The organism is Hymenobacter piscis (assembly GCF_018760735.1).
In the GTDB taxonomy this organism is placed as follows: Bacteria; Bacteroidota; Bacteroidia; order Cytophagales; family Hymenobacteraceae; genus Hymenobacter; species Hymenobacter piscis.
This window is the reverse complement of record NZ_JAHHZN010000001.1, coordinates 255,575-273,841: the sequence shown is the minus strand read 5'-3', so window position 1 is coordinate 273,841 and position 18,267 is coordinate 255,575. Positions and strand designations below refer to the sequence as shown.

Below are 18,267 nucleotides of genomic sequence, written 5' to 3'. Positions count from 1 at the left end.
CAAAGGAGGAGCTAGCAGGCCAGCCGGGGCAGTAAATCGGCCAAAGCCGCCTCGCAGGCCGGAAAACGAAATTGAAAACCGGCTTCCAGCAGCCGCTGCGGCACCACTTTGCGGCTTTTCAGGAGCAGCTCGGTTTCGGTGCGGAGCACGAAGGCCCCGATTTCGAGCAGCCAGCGGGGCTGTGGCAGGTGCCAGCGGGGGCGGTAGTGGCTGTCCAGCAGTTGCATCAGGGCGGCGTTGGGCAGGGGCTCGGGGGCGCACAGGTTGAAGGCCCCCGCCAGGGCCGGATGCACCACTAGAAACTCCACGGCCCGGCAGAAATCCTCGATGTGCAGCCAGCTGACCCACTGCTGCCCGTGGCCGTGCGGCGTGCTGAGGCCCCGACGCGCCAGCCGGGCCAGGGTGGGCAGTGCGCCGCCATCGGCCCCCAGCACAATGGCCGTGCGCAAAGCCACGCGGCGGGTACGGGGCAAAGCGCCCAGGTTGAACTCGGCTTCCCACTGCTGGGCCACCATTTCCGAAAACCCGCGCCCGATCCGGCCGGCGGCTTCCGTGTTGGCCGGCGCCGCGCCGGCTGTATCCTCATAAATGGTAGCCGTGGAAGAGCTCAGCCACAAAGCCGGCGGGTTGCGGCAGGCCGCTATGGCGTCGCCCAGCACCCGGGTGCTGTCGGTGCGGCTGCGCACGATGGCGTAGCGGTTGACGGCGTGGTAGCGGCAGTCGACGGAGCGGCCGGCCAGGTTGAGCACTACCGCGGCGCCTTCCAGGGCCGTGGCCCAGGGCCCGAGGGTGCGGCCGTCCCAGGCGAGGTCGTCGGGGTGGCGGGGGCGGCGGCTAAGCGTCCGGACCCGGTAGCCGGCCCGCGCGAAGTAACGCCGCAGGTGCTGGCCCAGAAAGCCCGTGCCGCCGGCCATTATTAAAAGTGGAGGTTCCATAAAACACGCTGAAAAGGGAAGAAGAGAGAAACTTCGCCGGCGAATAAGGAATCGTGCATATCAAACTTTCAATAATTATTGAAATATAGGAGGCAAAAAAAAGGCCAGCCGAGACGCTACGGCCCCGGCCGCATCAGCTTCATAAACGTGCTCAGAAACCAGTTCTCATCGGCTTTGATGAGGGTGGAGGCGGCGCGGTCGGCGAAGTTGGCGAAGCTCTGGATGCTGCCAATCATCTGGGTGAAGGCGGCGGTTTCCTCGGGCGTGGCCGTGGGGGAGGGCTCTACCTCGCTGATTTCGCCCAGCACGCGCATGATGGGCTGCAGCTCGCGCTTGCGGCGTTCCTGCAGAATGAGCGTGGCCACGCGGTGGATGTCTTTTTCGCCCGAGAAGAACTCGCGCCGCTCGCCGGGGCGCAGTTCCTTGCGCACGATGCCCCAGTCCATGAGGGCGCGCACGTTCAGACTCACGTTGCCCCGCGAAATCTGCAGCTGCTCCATAATGTCCTCGGTGCTCAGCGCGCCCGGCGACACCAGCAGCAGCGCGTGCACCTGCGCCATGGTGCGGCTCACGCCCCAGGCCGAGCCCAGGGTGCCCCAGCCTTCAATGAACCTGCGCTTGGCTTCGTCGAGTTGCATGGTTCAAATGTAGTGGAGTATTTCAAACTTTCAATAAAAATTGAAAGTTTATTTTCGGGGGTAATAACTAGACCTAAAAAAGAACGTCATGCTGAGCTTGCCGAAGCATCTCTACCGCAGTGCTAACTTCAGTGATTAGCGCCGGTAGAGCTGCTTCAGAAAGATTTTATTTCTGCTTCTTCAGTCTATTCTCCCGGAAACGAGCTAATTGTTTAGGAGTCGGTGCCTTGCGATAAGCTAGGTCTCCCAATAGCTTTTCAAGCTCATCTAAGTCCTTTCCTTCAGATAATTCCCTATTGTACTTGGTGAATAGCATGCTGCGCACCTGAGAAGCTTCTTTCCATAATTTGGGCGTAAACATATACAATAGTGCCCAAGCAGAGTCATCATCATTATTTGGGTAATGCCTTCCAATATCGGCTAAGCCCACAACGAGTTTCTCCATAAAGGCCACCGTTTGATGTGCTTCTTCTTCGGTTAGCTCTCTCATGAAAAATGAGTTCTAGGGAGTGTTAATGGCAGAATTCCAGCAAAGCGGTAGAGATGCTTCGGCAAGCTCAGCATGACGGTTACTTTGGCAACATAAGCACGCGAGATTCCTCGCTCTGCTCGGAATGACGCGCTGAAGACTTGGGCCAATTAAATCAGCTGGCAGGCGTCGATTTCCATTTCGCGCATTTTGCGGATGAACTCCTTGGGCTCGATGCGGTAGCGGCGGGAGTAAGTGTCGACGGCCAGGTGCTCGTGGGGCTCGGCGAACTTGATTTCGAGCTTTTTGGAGCCCGCGCAGCCTTCCACGGCTTCCATGAAGCGGTCCATGAAGGGCTCCGTGATGGTGCGTAGGTCCAGCTGCACGCGCACGCCGTTGGCGAGCTTCTCGGCCACGTTGAACAGCGGCTCCATGGTCATGATCTTGAACTCGAACTGGTCGGAGTCGCGGAAGCGCTGGGCGTATTTGCCCCGGATGAACATGGGCGGCACCTGCTCCTTGTCGTAGTTGCGCGGGTTGATGAGGGCCGAGAACTTGGAGTAGTCGTCGCGGAACAAGGCCAGGTTGAGGCTGCTTTCGTAGTCTTCCACGTTGAAGCTCACGAAGGGCTGGCCTGTTTTGGTGGTTTTGAACTGCACGTTGGAAATCAGCCCGGCCACCGTCACGTCGCGGTTTTTGTAGCTCTCAATCTTATCCAGGCCGCAGGTGCAGTAGGAGTCGATTTCGAGCTTGAAGTCATCGAGAGGGTGGCCGGAGAGGTAGAAGCCCACGATTTCCTTTTCGCGGCGCAGCTTCTCGGTGGGGCTCCAGGGCTCCAGATCCTGGATTTTAGGCATCGGGATGGCCATTTCGCCGCCGCCGCCGCCAAACAGACTCTGCTGGGCCGATTCCTTGGCGGCCTGGTGCTGCTGGCCCACCTTCATGGCCTTCTCGATGAGGTTCTGGTCGTTGCCGGGGGCCTCCAGGAACTGGCGGCGGTGGTAGCGCTCAAACGAGTCGAAGGCGCCGGCCTGGGCCATGCTCTCGAAGGTTTTCTTGTTCACGGCCCGCAGGTTTACGCGGCGCGCAAAGTCGAAAATGTCCTGGTAGGGACCGTTTTTGTCGCGCTCCTGCACAATGTCCTCCACGGCGGCCTCACCCGCGCCCTTCATGGCGGCCATGCCGAAGCGGATCTGGCCCTGGGCGTTTACGTTGAACTTCAGGATGGATTCGTTCACGTCGGGGCCGAGCACGGCCACGCCCTGCTTGCGGGCTTCCTCGATGAAGAACGTCACCTTCTTGATGTCGCCCATGTTGTTGGTGAGCACGGCGGCCATGTACTCGGCCGGGTAGTGGGCCTTGAGGTAGCCGGTCTGGTAGGCCACCACCGAGTAGGCGGCGGAGTGGGAGCGGTTGAAGCCGTAGGCCGCAAACTTCTCCATCACGTCGAACACCTCGTTGGCCTTTTTGGCCTTGATGCCGTGCAGCTTCTCGGCGCCCTCGCAGAACTTCTCCCGCTCCAGGGCCATCTTCTTCATGTCCTTTTTGCCCATGGCCCGGCGCAGCAAATCGGCGCCGCCGAGGGAGTAGCCGGCCAGAATCTGGGCCGTCTGCATGATCTGCTCCTGGTACACCATGATGCCCTGGGAGTAGTTCAGGATGGGTTCCAGCAGCTCGTGCGGGTAGTCCACCACTTCGCGGCCGTGCTTGCGGTTGATGAAGTTCGGGATGAACTGCATCGGGCCGGGCCGGTACAGGGCGTTCATGGCAATCAGGTCCTCGATGTTGGTGGGCTTGAGGTCCTTGAGGTACATGCGCATGCCCTCGGACTCGAACTGGAACGTGCCGATGGTGTCGCCGCGCTGGTAGAGCTCGTAGGTTTTGGGGTCGTCAATCGGGATTTCGTCGATGTCGATTTTGACGCCGTGGTTTTTTTCGATCAGGTTGATGGCATCGACAATGATGGTCAGGGTTTTGAGGCCCAGAAAGTCCATCTTCAGCATGCCGGCACTCTCAATCACCTTGCCGTCGAACTGCGTAATCAGCAGGTCCGAGTCCTTGGACGTGGAGACGGGAATGTACTTGGTGATGTCGTCGGGGGCGATGATGACGCCGGCGGCGTGGATGCCGGTGTTGCGCACCGAGCCCTCCAGCTTGTGGGCCAGGCGCAGAATCTGGCCGCGCAGGTTGTCGGGGGCGTCGTCGCGCAGGATGTAGTCCAGCTCGGGGTTTTCGGCGAAGGCCTTGGCCAGGGTGGTGCCCACCTGGTCGGGCACCATCTTCACCAGGTCGTTGGCCACCGGCAGCGGCAGCTCCATGGCCCGGGAAACGTCTTTGATGCTGGATTTGGCGGCCATCGTACCGAAGGTGATGATCTGGGCCACCTGGGTTTTGCCGTATTTATCCACCACGTAGTCAATCACGCGCTGGCGGTTCACGTCGTCGAAGTCGATGTCGATATCGGGCATCGACACGCGCTCCGGGTTCAGGAAACGCTCGAACAGCAGCGAGTACTTAATCGGGTCGATGTTGGTGATGCCGATGCAGTAGGCCACCGCCGAGCCCGCCGCCGAGCCCCGGCCCGGCCCGATGGCCACGCCATTGTTGCGGCCGTGGTTGATGAAGTCCTGGGTGATGAGGAAGTAACCCGCAAAGCCCATCGTCTCAATCACGCGCAGCTCGTAGTCGAGGCGCTCCTCGATTTCGGGGAGGCGCTCGGAGTAGCGGGCTTTCGGACCCTCGAAGGCGCCCTTGAAGGTGAGGTGGCGCAGGAAGGCGTCGGCCGTCGGATGCTCGGGGGGCAACGGGAAATTGGGGAGCAGAATGTCGCGCTGCAGCTTGGGCGGCGTGATTTTGTCCACGATTTCGTTGGTGTTGTCCACGCTTTCGGGCACGTCGGCAAACAGCGCGTTCATCTCGGCCTGGTTCTTAAAGTAGAACTGGTCGTTGGCGAAGCCGAAACGGGCCCGGGGCCGGGGACTCTGCGCCTCCTCATCGATGCGCTGGAGCTGGCGGCGGATGTGGGCATCCTGGCCGGCGAGGGGGCGCAGGTTGTCGAGGTGGTCGTAGTGAACCTTGTTGTCCTGGGAAATCAGGCGGAAATACTGGGTCTGGAAGTCGCCGACCGGAATGCTGTGCTCCTCGCCGGTGTTCACGCACAGCAGAATGTCGTGGGGCGCAAAGTCGGTCTGCTCCACGTAGTGCGAGTCGTTGGTGCAGATGACCTTCACGTTGTACTTCTTGGCCAAACCCAGCAGCACCTGGTTCACGTCTTCCTGGCTTTTGCCGGTGCCGTCGAAGTTCATCAGCCCGTGGCGCTGAATCTCGATGTAGTAGTCGTCCTCGAACACGTCAAGCCACCACTTGAGCAGCTCCTCGGCCTTGGCCTCGCTCTGGAACAGGATGGCCTGGGGAATCTCGGCCCCGATGCAGCAGCTGGTGGCAATCAGGCCCTTGTGGTACTTGAGCAGCAGCTCCTTGTCAATCCGCGGAAACTTGCTGTACACACCCTCGATGAAGCTCATGGAGCAGAGCTTGCTCAGGTTGTGGTAGCCGGCTTGGTCCTTGGCCAGCAGCAGCTGGTGGTAGCGCTTGTCCCGCTCGCCCTTTTCGCGGCTGAAAGTTTTCTTGTGGCGGTCCTCCACCATGTAGAACTCGCAGCCCACAATTGGCTTCACGTTGTACTTGTTGGCCTCGGCCACGAAGTTGAACGCCCCGAACATGTTGCCGTGGTCGGTGAGGGCCACGGCCGGCATGCCGTCGGCCTGGGCCTTCTTCATCAGGGCCGAAATGCTGGCCTGACCGTCGAGCAGGGAATATTGGGTGTGCGAGTGGAGGTGCGAGAAAACGGGCATTCTTCTTTGGATTAAGAATTAAGAATTAAGAATTATGAATGACCCGTCGGGAGGCTCACAACACTTAATCTAGCTTCAGCCAGAGTAAAGTTACCCACGAATCAGCGGCCGGGAAAGGTTGCGCGGCAACGGATTTTGGCAGGGCTGCGCAAATAAAAAAAGGACGGCCCCGTAGGACCGTCCTGCCTGCCGGGGAGCCGGGGCGCCGCTAGCGGGCGGCCTGCACCACCAGCACTTCCCCGATTTTCACGCCGTCGTCGGTTTTGTTGTTCCACTCCCGGAGTTGGCTGGCCGAAACGTGGTATTGGCGCGCAATGCCGTAGAGCGTGTCGCCCTTCTGCACGGTGTGGCGGCCCGCCGCCGGGGTGGCAGCCGGCTTGGGAGCCGGGCCGGAGCCGGCTGCTGGAGCTGCTGCCGTTGCGGTTGCAGCAGCGGCCGGGGTTGCCGTTGCGGCGGCGGCGAGCTTGGAAGCGGGGGCTTTGCCGCCCGCCGCGGGGCGGCCCGTGCCCACGAAGCCGGAAGCGTGCAGGCGGTCGGCGGCGGCCTTGAGCTCGGGGTTTTTGGCGGCCCGCAGGTCAAAGTTCTGGTACTGGGGGCTGCGCAGCAGGGTATTGAGTTCCACCTGCCAGGGTTGGCGGCGCAGGCGTTGGGCCAGAAGCTGCTGCTGCTCCCGCGAGAGACTGGCCGTGTAGTGGCTCAGGCGCTGGTTGCGTACCGGAATTTCGGCCAGGGCGGCCTCAATCAGGGCGGTGCTGCGGGCATCGGTCGGCTCGAAGTAGATGGCGCGCAGCTGCCGGACGCTGCTCTCCACCAGCCCCGACATCACCCGTACAGAATCTTCAGAAAGGCCGGATGGAGTTGTTTGCTGGGCCTGGGCGGCACCGGCCGTGAGCAGACTGCCCGCAGTCAGCAGCAGGGCCCGGAAAAAAGGACGCATCGGAAAGCGACGAAAAGGTAGGCGGAAATAGAAAGGCGGCAAACTAGTTGGCGGGCGTAATGAGCAGCACGTCGCCGGGCTTCACGGCGAAGTCAGTGCGGCCGTTCCACTCCAGGATCTGCTTGATAGTCACGCCGTACTTGCGCGAAATGGCGTACATCGTCTCGCCCGGCTGCACCGTGTGGCGCACGGCCGGCGCGGCCGTTTTCGGGGCGGAATCAGGGGCGGCGGGCCGGGCCGGGGCGGGCGGCGTAGCCGCCGACGGGTCCAGCGGAGCCGTCAGGCGCAGTACCTGCCCGATTTTAAGCGCCGGGTTGGCCGGCAGGTTGTTCCAGGCAATGATATCGGCGGGGCGCAGCCGGAAGCGGCGGGCTACCGAGTACAGGTTTTCCTTGGGCTGCACGGTGTGCAGACCGCTGGCCGGAACCGGCTCCACCAGGGTCGGCGGTCCGGCGGCCGGCGCGGGTGCTGGCACTGCCGGCGGGGCGGGGGCAGGCGGTACCGGAGCAGCCGCGGGGGGCGGGGCCGGCGCAGCAGAAACCGGGACGGCGGGTTTTACCGGAGCAGGCGAAGCGGTAGCGGGGGCCGGAGCCGACGCAGGGCGGGGAGCCGGGGCGGGAACGGCCGGTTCAGTATCCTGCGGCTCATCGCCTACGGGGCGGGAAGCCGGCATGGGTCGGGGTGGTGGCAGAGTAGAAACCGGGGCCGGAGCGGCCGGGCGCACAACCGGGGCCGGGGCCACAACGGCCGGGGCGGCGGCAGGGGCCGGGGGCAGGTCGTTGAGGTTTTCCACTGGCTCATCCACGGCCGCGTCAGCTTCCTCGACGCCGTCTTCCAGGATGCGGGTGGCGTTGGCCGTGCCGCCCCGGTAGGGCTCCGCGTCGTCGAACTTACGCTTCTCTTTCGGCTGAACCGGCGCCGGCGCCGGCTTGGTCGATACGGGCTGCTCGAAGGCGGCCAGGGCGGCTTTATTCTGGCTGTCGGCGTACTCCACGGCTACCGTTTTGGGACGGGTGTGCTGCAACCACAACACGCGGCCGGGGCGCAGCTCCTCGTTGCGGGCCATGCGGTTTTTCTGCCAGATGGCCTTGGCCCGGATGCCGTACTTCTGCGACACCGTCACGATGCTCTCGTTGGGCTGGGCCACGTGGTACTCCACGGCGGCTTTATCGCGCTTCTTTTGCAGAAAATACGGCTGACCAGGGATAATCTGGTCGAAGGCGAACAGGTCGTTGTACTGCAGGAAGCGCTTCATTTTGAGGTTGCCGCGCTTGGCCAGACTTTCCTTGGTGTCGCCGGGCAGCGCAATCAGGGCCCGCAGGCCGTTTACCCGCACAAAATCCGCGTTTTCAGGATCGGGGGCGGGTTGCTGAAGGAGCTGGCCGGCGGCGGCGTTTTTTTGCTGGGCGGCGAGCAGGGTCAGCTGGGCGGGGTCGGTGATGGGCACCAGCAGGGTGTACACCCGGTCGGCGGGCACGGTGGGGGCCAGCAGCCAGCGGTTGTGTTTGGCTAGCTCCTCGGGATTCTGGCGCAGACTCTGGGCCATGAAGGCCAGGCCCTGGCCGGCCGGGGCCGGAAACTCCTGGAACTGCAAGGGCGGGGCCGTGTTCAGGTTCAGGGCCGGCTCGAAGGCAACTTTATGGGCCAGGAAGGTCAGAATGTACGGGTTGGTGCGCTCCGTAATTTCCACCTCCGTCGCGTCCACGTCGGTGGGCAGGGTATAGGGCTTGGTGCCCGTAAGGCCCAGATTGTAGCTGAGCAGGGTGTTGGCCCAGTTGCGGAAGGTTTTGTTGTTGCGCAGCAGGTACCGGGCCGCCGCTTGGGAAGAGGCCACGATGTGCTTGCGCTCATCCACCGATTCGTTCATGAGCAGCCCAAAATCCTGGGCCGACTCGCGCTTGAACTGCCAGTAGCCCACGGCATCGTGAATACTCTGGGCGTCGCCCTGCAGGCCGCTTTCCTGGAGAGCCAGGAAGTGGAAATCCAGGGGCAGGCCTTCCTGCTGAAACACCCGGTCGATGAGGGGAAAGTAGGCGTCGGCCAGCACCACGCGGGCCTGGAAGGAGGCGGGGTGGCGGCGCAGCGCGTCCACTTTTTGTTGCAGAGCGGTGCGGCCGCCCGGAGTCAGGCGCAGGCGCAGGCCCGCCAGGGTCAGGTTGGCCGGCACCGGCACCGTCTGGGCCGCGCCCAGCAGCGGCAGCAGCAGCCAAACCAGCAGTAAAAGTCGTTTCATACAAAGCAGGCAAGTAAACGGAGCGGCCGCCCGGTTCGGCACGGACAAGCTCGTTAGCCCACAAAGTAGAGGAAAAATCGGGTGCGTTCCGTACTGCGGCCCGCAAATCCAAGAGAATGGCGGAATTCTACCGCGGTTCAGCCTTTGCTCGTGGTCAGCGCAATTGGACCTTCCTGCTGAGCGGAGCCAAGGAACCTTGCGGGCTTTTGTCCAGGATACTGTGGCAACCTCAGCCTGCAAGATTTCTCGGCAAGCTCGGAAGGACGTTCTGTTAACTAACAGCCAACCGCTAAAACCCGCCGCCGGGCCGACCACCGCCGGGGCGGGAGGAACCGGGGATGCTGCCGGGTTGGGCGTCATCCCCGCGGCCGGGGGCTCCGCCGAAGCTGCGCAGGTTGTAGGTGAACATGACCATAAAGTAGCGCTGCAAAATGTTGGTCTGGACGTCCTCGGTGTAGGCGGCCGCAATATTGCGCTGGATGCTGTTGTTCTGGCCCAGCAAATCGAAGGCGTAGAGCTGGATTTCGCCCTGCTGGTTGGCGAAAATCTTCTTGCCCAGGGAGGCGTTCCAGAGCACGAAGTTCTGGTTGAAACCCGCCGAGAGGCCCGAGTACAGCTGGTGGCTCACATCCGACTTCAGCGTAATGCCCCGGGTGATGATCCAGCTCAGGCGCAGGCTGGTGTTCTGGCGGAAAAACTGGCTGTTGAGCTGCTGGCGCAGCGTGTTGCGCACGTAGCTCTGGCTGGAGTTCGAGGAAATCGTGAAATCCACTTCCGGGCTGATGTTGCTGCTCAGACTCAGGCCCAGACTCGCCGAGGGCGTGCGGCTGTAGTTGAGTTCCCCGAACACCAGGCCCGGCGTCTGGGAGTAGTTGCCGCTGGCATTCACGCTCAGGTTCGATTTGATAAAGGCCAGCGGCCGGCTGTAGTTGACAAAAGAACGGAGCGAATACTGCTGGTCCAGGTTGACGGGGCGGGTGAGCTGGCCCCCGGCCGGAATCGTGATGCCATCGACGACGATGGGAGCGGTGCCGGCGTAAACGGTGTTGTTGGTGATGTAGTTGTTGGTGTAGTTGCCGCCGAGGAAAGCAAAGAACGAGGTCGATTTCTCGGGCACCGCCGAGGAGTAGCGCACGAACAGCCGCTGGCTGGTTTCCTGGCGCAGGTTGGGGTTGCCGGTGGTCAGCTGCAGCGGGTTGGCGTTGTTGACTACTTCCTGGAGCTGGCTGATATCGGGCGGGTTGGTGCCGGTGCGGTAGTTCAGGCGCAGGTTCTGCTGCTTGGAGAAGTTGTAGCGCAGCTGGGCGTTGGGCAGCACGTTCAGGAAGGTGCGGCGGGTGTTGCCGGGCCGCGGAAATTCCTGGTCGCTGCGCAGGCGCGCATCCTGTAGCTCCGCGCCCACGGCCCACTGCAGGGTCTGGTTCTGGTAGCGGTACGTTACCTCGCCCGAGTTGGTGAGGTAGCTGCTCTGGAAAACCGAGCTGAGCGTATCGTTCAAGCGGTTAAACTGCTGCTCGCCGGGCGAGAAATCGTAGGTTTTCTTGTCGGAGTCGTTGGGCGTGTAGGCCAGGTCGTACTCCAGTTGCAGGGCGCTGTGCTCGCCCAGGGGCTCGGTGTAGTCGAGGCTGCCGCGCCAGTTCCAGCCGGTCTGCAGCAGCTCCGAGAACTGGTTGAGCTGGCTGGTACGAGGCAAGTCGTCGCGGTAGAAAGTGGTGCTCGAGAGCAGGTTGTTGTCGCCGGTGCGGTCGTTGTAGGTCGTATTCAGGCCAGCCGAAAAGGTGCGGCCCCGGCGCGCGAACCGGTGCCGGTAAAGCAGCTGGTTGCCGGCCGTGATGCCGGTCAGGGCCGAGCGGTAGGAGCTGGTGTTGGCGCCCTGGTCGGCCGTGGTAGCGTCGGGGTTCAGTTGGAACGTATTGCCGTCGAGGGCGCTGTTGCCGGTGTTGCGCTGCACCGAGAAGCTGGGCCGCCACAGCAGCGAGTTCAGCGAGTCAAACTTGTGGTCGACGCGCAAATTGAAGCGGTTGTTGATGTTACGACTGGAGGCCAGGGAGTTTTCGCGGTAGCGCAAATCCTGGTTCTGGCCCTCGGGAGCCACGTACAGGCGCAGCAGGTTGGTGCGGCTGTCGTTGTCGCTCAGGTTGAAGAAGTAGCTGCCCTGCACGTCGGTTTTCTTGCCCCAGGTATCGGAGTAGTTCAGGCCCAGGGCGTGGGTTTTGCTGATGCCGCCCTGCTGGCTGACCAGAAAGTCGCCGGCGTTGTTGCCGCCACTGCCGCCGCCGCCCCGGTTGCCGCCGCGCCCCCCGCCGCGGCCACCCCGGCCGCCGCCGCCCTGGGCCGAAGCGCCCACCACGCCCAGCAAATCGTCGGTGCCGAAGTTCTGCTCGTTGATGTTGTTGCTCTGGGCCACCACCGAAATCCGTTGCTTGCCCTTGAACACGTTCACGTTGCCGCTCACCCGGTACCGGTCGTCCTGGGGCCCGTAGCCGGCCAGCACCCGCCCGAACGTGCCGTTGCGAAACTGGGGCTTGGTCACGATGTTGATGGTTTTCTGCTGGTTGCCGTCGTCGAACCCCGTGAACTGGGCCTGGTCGGAAGCCCGGTCGTACACCTGAATCTTGTCGATTACCTCGGCCGGCAGGTTCTTGAGCACCGCGTCGGGGTCGTTGCCGAAGAACTCCTTGCCGTCGACCAGCACCCGCTGCACCTGCTCGCCCTGGGCCTGCACCTTGCCGGTGCCGGGGTCGATGGTCACGCCGGGCATTTTGGTGATGAGGTCCTGGGCGTTGGCGTCGGGGTTGGTTTTGAACGAGCCGGCGTTGAACTGGGCCGTGTCGCCCTTCTGCACGGCGGCGGCGGCCTGGCCCACAATTTCCACGCCCTGGAGCGCGATGCCTCCGGTTTGCAGCGTGAGCGGCCCCAGATTCAGGGGTTGGGCGCCCACCTCCACGGTGCGCTGCAGGTTCTGGTAACCCAGAAACGAAACCGTGAGCACGTAGCGCCCCGCAGGCACGCCCGGCACCGCAAACGAGCCATCGGCCTCCACGGCCGCGCCCCGCTTCACCGAGTCGGGCAGCTGCACCAGCAGCACGTTGGCCCCAATCAGGGCCGACTGGTCGCGGGCATCGAGCACGCGGCCACGCACGGTGGTCTGGGCCTGCGCGGCGCTCAGCACAGCCAGGGATAAGAGCAGTAAAAACAGAAAACGTGGCATCATCGGTCGGGTCAGCAAGGTCACTAGCGCCCATAGACGCGAAAAAGTGGCCGACGTTTAACCGACAGGCTACACTCGGGTCACTTAATGCTGCATAAAGGCTGTTTGGTAGCCCTCAGCCCCGATAATTTATTTTCCAGGCTTCAGAAATGAGGCAGGTTTGGCGAATGGTGGGGGATGCAGCAGGAGTAAGCCTGCTGCTTCAGCGGTTGCCTGCGCAGGCAGCGTGCTTTTTCCTGGGCGGGTGATTCTGGAACCGGGATTAGTGGGCGCAACCTCAGCACGCGAGATTCCTCGGCTCCGGCTCCGCCTTCGCTCGGAATGACGTTCTTTGTATTAACCACCAACCACCACCTACAGCTTGCGGACCAGCAGAAGCCCGTCGCGCAGGGGCAGGAAGACGTTTTCCACCCGCGCATCGGCCTGCACTTTGGCGTTGAAGGCGCGTACGGCGTGGGTGTCCTTGTCGGCGGGCCTGGCGGGGTAGTCGGGCAGGACTTTGCCGTTCCAGAGCACGTTATCGATGAGCAGAAACCCGCCGGGGCGTACCCGGGGCAGCACCAGCTCGTAATAGGCGTCGTTGTTGATTTTGTCGGCGTCGATGAACACCAGGTCCCAGACTTCATCCAGCGTGGGCAGCAGCTGGCGGGCGTCGCCGAGGTGGAGCTCAATCCGGTCCTCGAAGCCCGCTTCGGCCACGTAGCGCCGGATGCGGTTTTCCAGCTCGGGGTTCTGCTCCACGGTGTGCAGCCGGCCCCCGGGCGCCAGCCCTTCCGCCAGGCACAGCGCCGAGTAGCCCGTGAACGTGCCCAGCTCCAGCACCCGCCGCGGCCGCACCATGTGGCTGAGCATGCTCAGCAGCCGCCCCTGCGCGTGCCCCGACAGCATGCGGGCGTGGAGCACCTGCACGTGGGTTTCGCGGTTGAGGCGAGCCAGCAGCGCACTTTCCGGGCTGGTGTGGTCGTCGGCGTAGCGTTGGGCGTCGTCGGGGGAATACATGGAGAAGTAGAGAAGTATAGGAGTTGAGCAGTTAGAAAGTGACTGGCTGTTTCGGCTGGTGGCAGAGGAATGGACAAAGTGCTTTTGTGCGTAGCGGGCCCTTCACGTTCTAACTGCCCAACTCCCAGAATCCCTAACTCACCGCGGGCACCAGCCGGAATTTCCAGACCAGAAAGCCCGCCTTGCCGGATTCGTATACTGCCTCGACAACCCGGTAGAGCCCTTCGTAGCGGTAGCCGCTGCCCGATTCAGTAGTAACCCGCCGGAACACCCGCACCGGCCGGCCGGTATCGAGGCTGCGGCGCAGGTAGAGGTTACGGCCCGTCATCTGCTGGTCCGTTACCTGGCGGCCGGTGCGTGGGTCGCGGCCGCCGCTGCCGGAATAGGTCAGGTCAGTTGCCCGAAAGTCGTCGTCCTCGTACTGGTCGGCCAGGATGATGGATTCCGCGCCTTCTGCCTGGGTGCCGCTCACGCCCGTGCGCGGCGGCCGGTGCAGCCCCGCCCGGCTCAGGGTCAGCCGGTTTTCCAGCACGTCGCCGGGCCGGTAGTAGCTGATGTGGCCGAAGTGGGGCATGCGGTGAACGAGTGAGTCAGTGAATGAGTGAATCGTTGAACGTCATCCTGAGCGGAGCGAAGTATAACGGGTTTTCTGGTCGCCAAACCATTTATTCACTCATTCACTGACTCACTCATTCACCGCTACTCCGGCACGTATTGCAGTACGCTCAGGTTGTCGTCGGTGAGGATGTCGTTGGCCAGCTCCAGCAGCTCGGCGGAGGTGATGCGGCGGACGCGCTCGAAGATTTCGTTGATGCTTTCCACCCGGCCCAGGTCGAGGGTGCTTTTGCTCAGCAGCTGCATCAGGCCGCTGTTGCTTTCCTCGGCCATGGCCAGCTGCCCCATGAGCTGCTCCTTGGAGGTGTGCAACTGAGAGGTACCCAGGGCCTGTTCGCGCAGCCGCTTAAGCTCCTTCTGTACCAGCGAAATGGTGCGGTTTACCTGCTTTTTCTCCGTCCCGAAATAGATGCCGAACAGGCCCGTGTCGGTGTAGGGCGAGTAGGTGGCGTCGATGGTGTATACGAGGCCGTACTTCTCGCGCACGGCCAGGTTGAGGCGGGAGTTCATGCCGGGGCCGCCCAGCAGGTTGCTGAGCAGAAAGAACGGAATCCGCCGCTCGTCGTGCAGGGCGTAGGCCGGCCCCCCAATCAGGCAGTGGGCTTGGGTAATGGGCTTGCGCTCCAGGCGTTCCAGGCGCTGGTATCCGCTGAAGGCCAGCCGGGGCCGGGGCCCGAGGCGGGCGGGCAGCGGGGCCAGGTACTTATCGGCCAGGCGCTGCACCTCCTTGAAAGGCAGGTTGCTCACCGACGTGAACACGACCCGGTCGGTGCGCACGTTGTCGGCCAGAAACTGGTGGAAATCGGCCTGCTGGAAGCCCGAGACACTTTCGCGGGTGCCCAGGATGTTGTGGCCCAGGGTGTGGCGGGCGAATACCACGTCGTCGAAGTCGTCGATGATGGCGTCTTCGGGGGCATCGTGGTACATGGCCATTTCCTCCAGAATCACGCCGCGCTCCTTCTCAATCTCCTTTTCGGGGAAGATGGAGTTGAACGTCAGGTCGGTCAGCAGCTCGAAGGCCCGCTCGAAGTGGGTGCTGAGCAACGAGGCGTAGAAGCAGATTTTCTCCTTGGTGGTGTAGGCATTCAGCTCGCCGCCCACGGTTTCGAGGCGGTTGAGAATGTGAAAGCTTTTGCGCTTCTCGGTGCCCTTGAAGGCCATGTGCTCCCAGAAGTGGGCCAGGCCCAGCTGGTGAGGCTTTTCGTCGCGGGACCCAATGTCGAGCAGGAAGCCGCAGTGGGCAATTTTGGTGTGCAGTACTTGCTTATGCAGAACCCGGATGCCGTTGGGCAACTCGTACAGGTTGTAGTCGGACATTCTTGGTAGGGTCTTGGGGTCTTGGGGACTCAGGGTCTTGGATTTATGCAACCCACTCCTTTACCCGGCCCAGTATAACCACGCAAGCGCGCGGCAGGTTGCAAAGATACTATTAGGTGAGGTGGTGAGATAGTGAAATGGTGAGTTGATGTTCTATCGGTCCAGTCGGCGTGGAATGCGCAGCCAGCCTTCCTACAGCAGCCGGCCTGTATTCGTCCGTTCTGCCTGCGCCGTCAAGGCTTTTGAACATCAACTCACCATTTCACTATCTCACCACCTCACATTCCGCCAGCACGGCCAGCAGCTGCTGGGTGCTGATGTCGTGGGCGCAGCGGAAGTGGCCCAGGGGGCAGGCTTTGTAGCCGTGCAGGCCACAGGGGCGGCAGTCCAGGTCTTCCTCCACCTCCACAATGCGCGAGAACGGGCTCAGCGGGCCGAAGCCGAAGTAGGGCACCGTGGAGCAGTACACGGCGCAGACCGGGGCGCCCACGGCCGAGCACAGGTGCATGGGGGCCGAATCGTTCACGTAATTGAGCACCGCCCCGCGCATGAGGGCCGCCGACGCCAGCAACGACAACCTGCCCGACAGATTCACGACCCCCGGCCGGGTGGTGCGCTCCACTAACTGCTGGCAGGCGGCCGTATCGGGCGGGCCCCCGAGCAGGAACACGGTGTAGTGGGGCGGCAGGGCGGCCAGCAGCTTCAGCCACTGCTCCTCGGGCAGCTGCTTGGTAAACCACACCGACGTGGGCGCAATACAGAGGTAGGGCCCACCCGCGGCGGGCGCGGCGGCCTGGGCGGCGGCGGCTTCGTCGGCGGCGGAGGGGTAGAGGCGGGGCGCTACCACCGGGCCCTCGTAAGCGGGGTTGAGCAGGTGCAGGTTGCGCGACACCTCGTGCACGCCCGCCCCAATCACGTGGGGCACCACCCGCGTAAAGCGGAAGGAAAACGGATTTTTATCGAAGCCGATACGCTCCGGCGCCCCCGAAAAGGCCGTCAGCAGGCCCGTGCTGGCAAAGCGCTGGAGCGTGACTACGCGCCCGTAATCGGCCCGCCGGATTTGGCCCAGCAGCTGCCGCAACCCCCGGTACTTGGCGTGCTGCTTATCCCAGACCAGCACCTGCCGCACGTGCGGGTGGCCCCGGAGTAGGCCCTCGTTGCCTTTGCGCACCAGAAAATCGACCGGCGTGGCGGGCTCGGTGCGGTGCAGAAACTCCAGCAGCGCCGTGGCCAGAATCACGTCGCCGATGAAGGCGGTCTGGATGAGCAGGAGGGCGGGCGGGGTAGCGGCGGCGGGCATAATCTGGCGGATAAGCGGGCAAAGATACCCGGTAAAATACCGGATTGGTAACCTACCCGTCTCCGCCGGGGGAGACGAAGCCGCCGCCGCCAGCCACCACGGGCCGGGCGCAAAGCCGGCCGGAACTGCCTAACTTGCCCCGGCCGCCCCAGCGGCCCCGTTTGTGCCACCTTTTAGCTTCCCTGTCCATGCGCTACGGCTCTATTTCGCCCGATCTGTTCAAAGAAAACCGCCGCCGCTTCCGCGAGCAGCTGCCCCCGGCCTCGCTGGCCATCTTCCACTCCAACGACGTGCTGCCGACCAATGCCGACGGCACCATGGCCTTTCGCCAGAACAACGACCTGTTCTACCTGAGCGGCGTGGACCAGGAGGAAAGCATCCTCGTCATCTTCCCCGACGCGGTGCTGCCCCAATACCGCGAAATCCTGTTTCTGAAGGAAACCAGTGAGCACATTCTGGTCTGGGAAGGCTACAAGCTCACCAAGGAGCAGGCCCGCGAGCAGTCGGGCGTGCCCACCATCATGTGGCTGGACGCCTTCGACTCGGTGCTGCCGGCCCTCATGAACGAGGCCGAAAACGTGTACCTGAACACCAACGAGCACATCCGGGCCGTGGTGGAAGTGGAAACCCGCGACGCCCGCTTCATTAAGCAGCTGCAGGCCCGTTACCCGCTGCACCAGTACCGCCGCGCCGCCCGCCTCATGCACCAACTGCGCGCCATCAAGAGCGCCGAGGAAATCCGTCTCCTGCAGAAGGCCGCCGACATCACCGGCGACGCCTTCCGCCGCCTGCTGAGCTTCGTGCGGCCCGGGGTGATGGAGTACGAGGTGGAAGCCGAAATCTTCCACGAATTCCTGCGCCAGGGTTCCCGCGGCCCCGCCTACGGCAGCATCATCGCCTCGGGCCCCAGCGCCTGCATCCTGCACTACGTCTCGAACGACCGGCAGTGCCAGGCCGGCGACGTGATGCTGCTCGACTTCGGGGCCGAGTACGCCAACTACGCCGCCGACCTCTCGCGCTCCATCCCCATCAGCGGCACGTTCAGCCCGCGCCAGCGCGACGTGTACGAGGCCGTGCTGCGGGTCATGAAGTTTGCCACCGCCCGCCTCGTGCCCGGCGGCAACATTGAGGAGTATCACGCCGCCGTGGGCCAGGCCATGGAAGTGGAGCTGGTGCGGCTGGACCTGCTCAACGTGCAGGACGTGCGCAACCAGGACCCCGCCGCTCCTTTATATAAGAAGTACTTTATGCACGGCACCAGCCACTACCTCGGCCTCGATGTGCACGACGTGGGCTTCAAGTACCGCACCTTCGAGCCGGGCATGGTCTACACCTGCGAGCCGGGCATCTACATCCGCGAGGAAGGCCTCGGCATCCGCCTCGAAAACGACATTCTCATCACCAAAACCGGCAACGACGACCTGATGAAGCACATCCCGCTCGAAGTGGCCGATATCGAGCGCCTCATGCAGCAGGGCCGGGCCTAGGGGCCGTTGGAGGTCATGTACCGGAAATGCTATTCCGGTCGGTTCGGCTCATGGGGAGCCGGGCTGGCCGGAATATTTTTTTCGGCCGAGGCCAGCGGCATCGGGGCTATATTTTATGGAATTAATATAGGATTGTTTGGGAGCATGCAGGATCCACTCATGCGGGCAATCGGCCTGAAAACGTGGTGGATAGCAAGGGGTTAAAAGGGCGCAGGGAGTAGGGCAGGCTATTGTTTCGGTAACCTATTCTCCGGACAGCCGGTATAGGCAGC

At 63.0% G+C, this 18,267-nt stretch carries 12 protein-coding genes; 1 reads left to right on the top strand and 11 read right to left on the bottom strand.

Annotated elements, in window-relative coordinates; all coding sequences use genetic code 11:
* Positions 1 to 11: 11 nt before the first annotated feature.
* From KLP40_RS01160 to KLP40_RS01110, 11 genes are all read right to left on the bottom strand, one after another.
* Positions 12 to 935: a TIGR01777 family oxidoreductase gene (locus KLP40_RS01160; protein ID WP_215591680.1), complete on the bottom strand. Its 924-nt coding sequence runs from the start codon at positions 933 to 935 to the stop codon at positions 12 to 14.
* A 116-nt stretch (positions 936 to 1,051) separates the two neighbouring features.
* Entirely contained in the window at positions 1,052 to 1,573 is a 522-nt protein-coding gene (locus tag KLP40_RS01155; protein WP_215591678.1) for a GbsR/MarR family transcriptional regulator, read from the bottom strand.
* Positions 1,574 to 1,739: 166 nt separating this feature from the next.
* On the bottom strand, positions 1,740 to 2,063 hold the full coding sequence (locus KLP40_RS01150) for a hypothetical protein (RefSeq protein WP_215591677.1): 324 nt from the start codon (positions 2,061 to 2,063) through the stop codon (positions 1,740 to 1,742).
* Between the two features lie 149 nt (positions 2,064 to 2,212).
* The gene (gene dnaE / locus KLP40_RS01145) at positions 2,213 to 5,896 is read right to left on the bottom strand and encodes a DNA polymerase III subunit alpha (protein WP_215591676.1); all 3,684 of its coding nucleotides are present in this window, start codon (positions 5,894 to 5,896) and stop codon (positions 2,213 to 2,215) included.
* 208 nt (positions 5,897 to 6,104) lie between these two features.
* A complete protein-coding gene (locus KLP40_RS01140) occupies positions 6,105 to 6,833 on the bottom strand; it encodes a LysM peptidoglycan-binding domain-containing protein (protein ID WP_215591675.1) in 729 nt (242 codons plus the stop codon).
* A gap of 43 nt (positions 6,834 to 6,876) precedes the next feature.
* The gene (locus KLP40_RS01135; RefSeq protein WP_215591674.1) at positions 6,877 to 9,066 is read right to left on the bottom strand and encodes a LysM peptidoglycan-binding domain-containing protein; all 2,190 of its coding nucleotides are present in this window, start codon (positions 9,064 to 9,066) and stop codon (positions 6,877 to 6,879) included.
* A 289-nt stretch (positions 9,067 to 9,355) separates the two neighbouring features.
* Positions 9,356 to 12,280 carry a TonB-dependent receptor gene (locus KLP40_RS01130; protein ID WP_215591673.1) on the bottom strand — a complete coding sequence of 975 codons (2,925 nt, stop codon included), beginning with the start codon at positions 12,278 to 12,280 and terminating at the stop codon, positions 9,356 to 9,358.
* A gap of 351 nt (positions 12,281 to 12,631) precedes the next feature.
* The gene (locus tag KLP40_RS01125) at positions 12,632 to 13,276 is read right to left on the bottom strand and encodes an O-methyltransferase (protein ID WP_215591671.1); all 645 of its coding nucleotides are present in this window, start codon (positions 13,274 to 13,276) and stop codon (positions 12,632 to 12,634) included.
* A gap of 133 nt (positions 13,277 to 13,409) precedes the next feature.
* Positions 13,410 to 13,850, bottom strand: a complete 441-nt coding sequence (locus tag KLP40_RS01120; protein WP_215591669.1) for a YDG/SRA domain-containing protein — start codon at positions 13,848 to 13,850, stop codon at positions 13,410 to 13,412.
* A gap of 125 nt (positions 13,851 to 13,975) precedes the next feature.
* On the bottom strand, positions 13,976 to 15,208 hold the full coding sequence (locus KLP40_RS01115) for a M16 family metallopeptidase (protein ID WP_215591667.1): 1,233 nt from the start codon (positions 15,206 to 15,208) through the stop codon (positions 13,976 to 13,978).
* A gap of 265 nt (positions 15,209 to 15,473) precedes the next feature.
* Positions 15,474 to 16,508, bottom strand: coding sequence for a glycosyltransferase family 9 protein (locus KLP40_RS01110; RefSeq protein ID WP_215591666.1), 1,035 nt, complete (start codon positions 16,506 to 16,508; stop codon positions 15,474 to 15,476).
* Positions 16,509 to 16,696: 188 nt separating this feature from the next.
* On the opposite strand from KLP40_RS01110, the gene KLP40_RS01105 reads away from it, so the two are divergent.
* Complete coding sequence (locus tag KLP40_RS01105) at positions 16,697 to 17,995, top strand: aminopeptidase P N-terminal domain-containing protein (protein WP_215591665.1); 1,299 nt, start codon at positions 16,697 to 16,699, stop codon at positions 17,993 to 17,995.
* Positions 17,996 to 18,267 lie beyond the last annotated feature (272 nt).

Bases quoted from the DNA above. Each gene is read 5' to 3' on its own strand.
- KLP40_RS01115 (WP_215591667.1), bottom strand. From the start codon at position 15,208: ATGTCCGACTACAACCTGTACGAGTTGCCCAACGGCATCCGGGTTCTG.
- KLP40_RS01110 (WP_215591666.1), bottom strand. From the start codon at position 16,508: ATGCCCGCCGCCGCTACCCCGCCCGCCCTCCTGCTCATCCAGACCGCC.
- KLP40_RS01150 (WP_215591677.1), bottom strand. From the start codon at position 2,063: ATGAGAGAGCTAACCGAAGAAGAAGCACATCAAACGGTGGCCTTTATG.
- KLP40_RS01155 (WP_215591678.1), bottom strand. From the start codon at position 1,573: ATGCAACTCGACGAAGCCAAGCGCAGGTTCATTGAAGGCTGGGGCACC.
- dnaE (WP_215591676.1), bottom strand. From the start codon at position 5,896: ATGCCCGTTTTCTCGCACCTCCACTCGCACACCCAATATTCCCTGCTC.
- KLP40_RS01120 (WP_215591669.1), bottom strand. From the start codon at position 13,850: ATGCCCCACTTCGGCCACATCAGCTACTACCGGCCCGGCGACGTGCTG.
- KLP40_RS01105 (WP_215591665.1), top strand. From the start codon at position 16,697: ATGCGCTACGGCTCTATTTCGCCCGATCTGTTCAAAGAAAACCGCCGC.
- KLP40_RS01140 (WP_215591675.1), bottom strand. From the start codon at position 6,833: ATGCGTCCTTTTTTCCGGGCCCTGCTGCTGACTGCGGGCAGTCTGCTC.
- KLP40_RS01135 (WP_215591674.1), bottom strand. From the start codon at position 9,066: ATGAAACGACTTTTACTGCTGGTTTGGCTGCTGCTGCCGCTGCTGGGC.
- KLP40_RS01125 (WP_215591671.1), bottom strand. From the start codon at position 13,276: ATGTATTCCCCCGACGACGCCCAACGCTACGCCGACGACCACACCAGC.
- KLP40_RS01130 (WP_215591673.1), bottom strand. From the start codon at position 12,280: ATGATGCCACGTTTTCTGTTTTTACTGCTCTTATCCCTGGCTGTGCTG.
- KLP40_RS01160 (WP_215591680.1), bottom strand. From the start codon at position 935: ATGGAACCTCCACTTTTAATAATGGCCGGCGGCACGGGCTTTCTGGGC.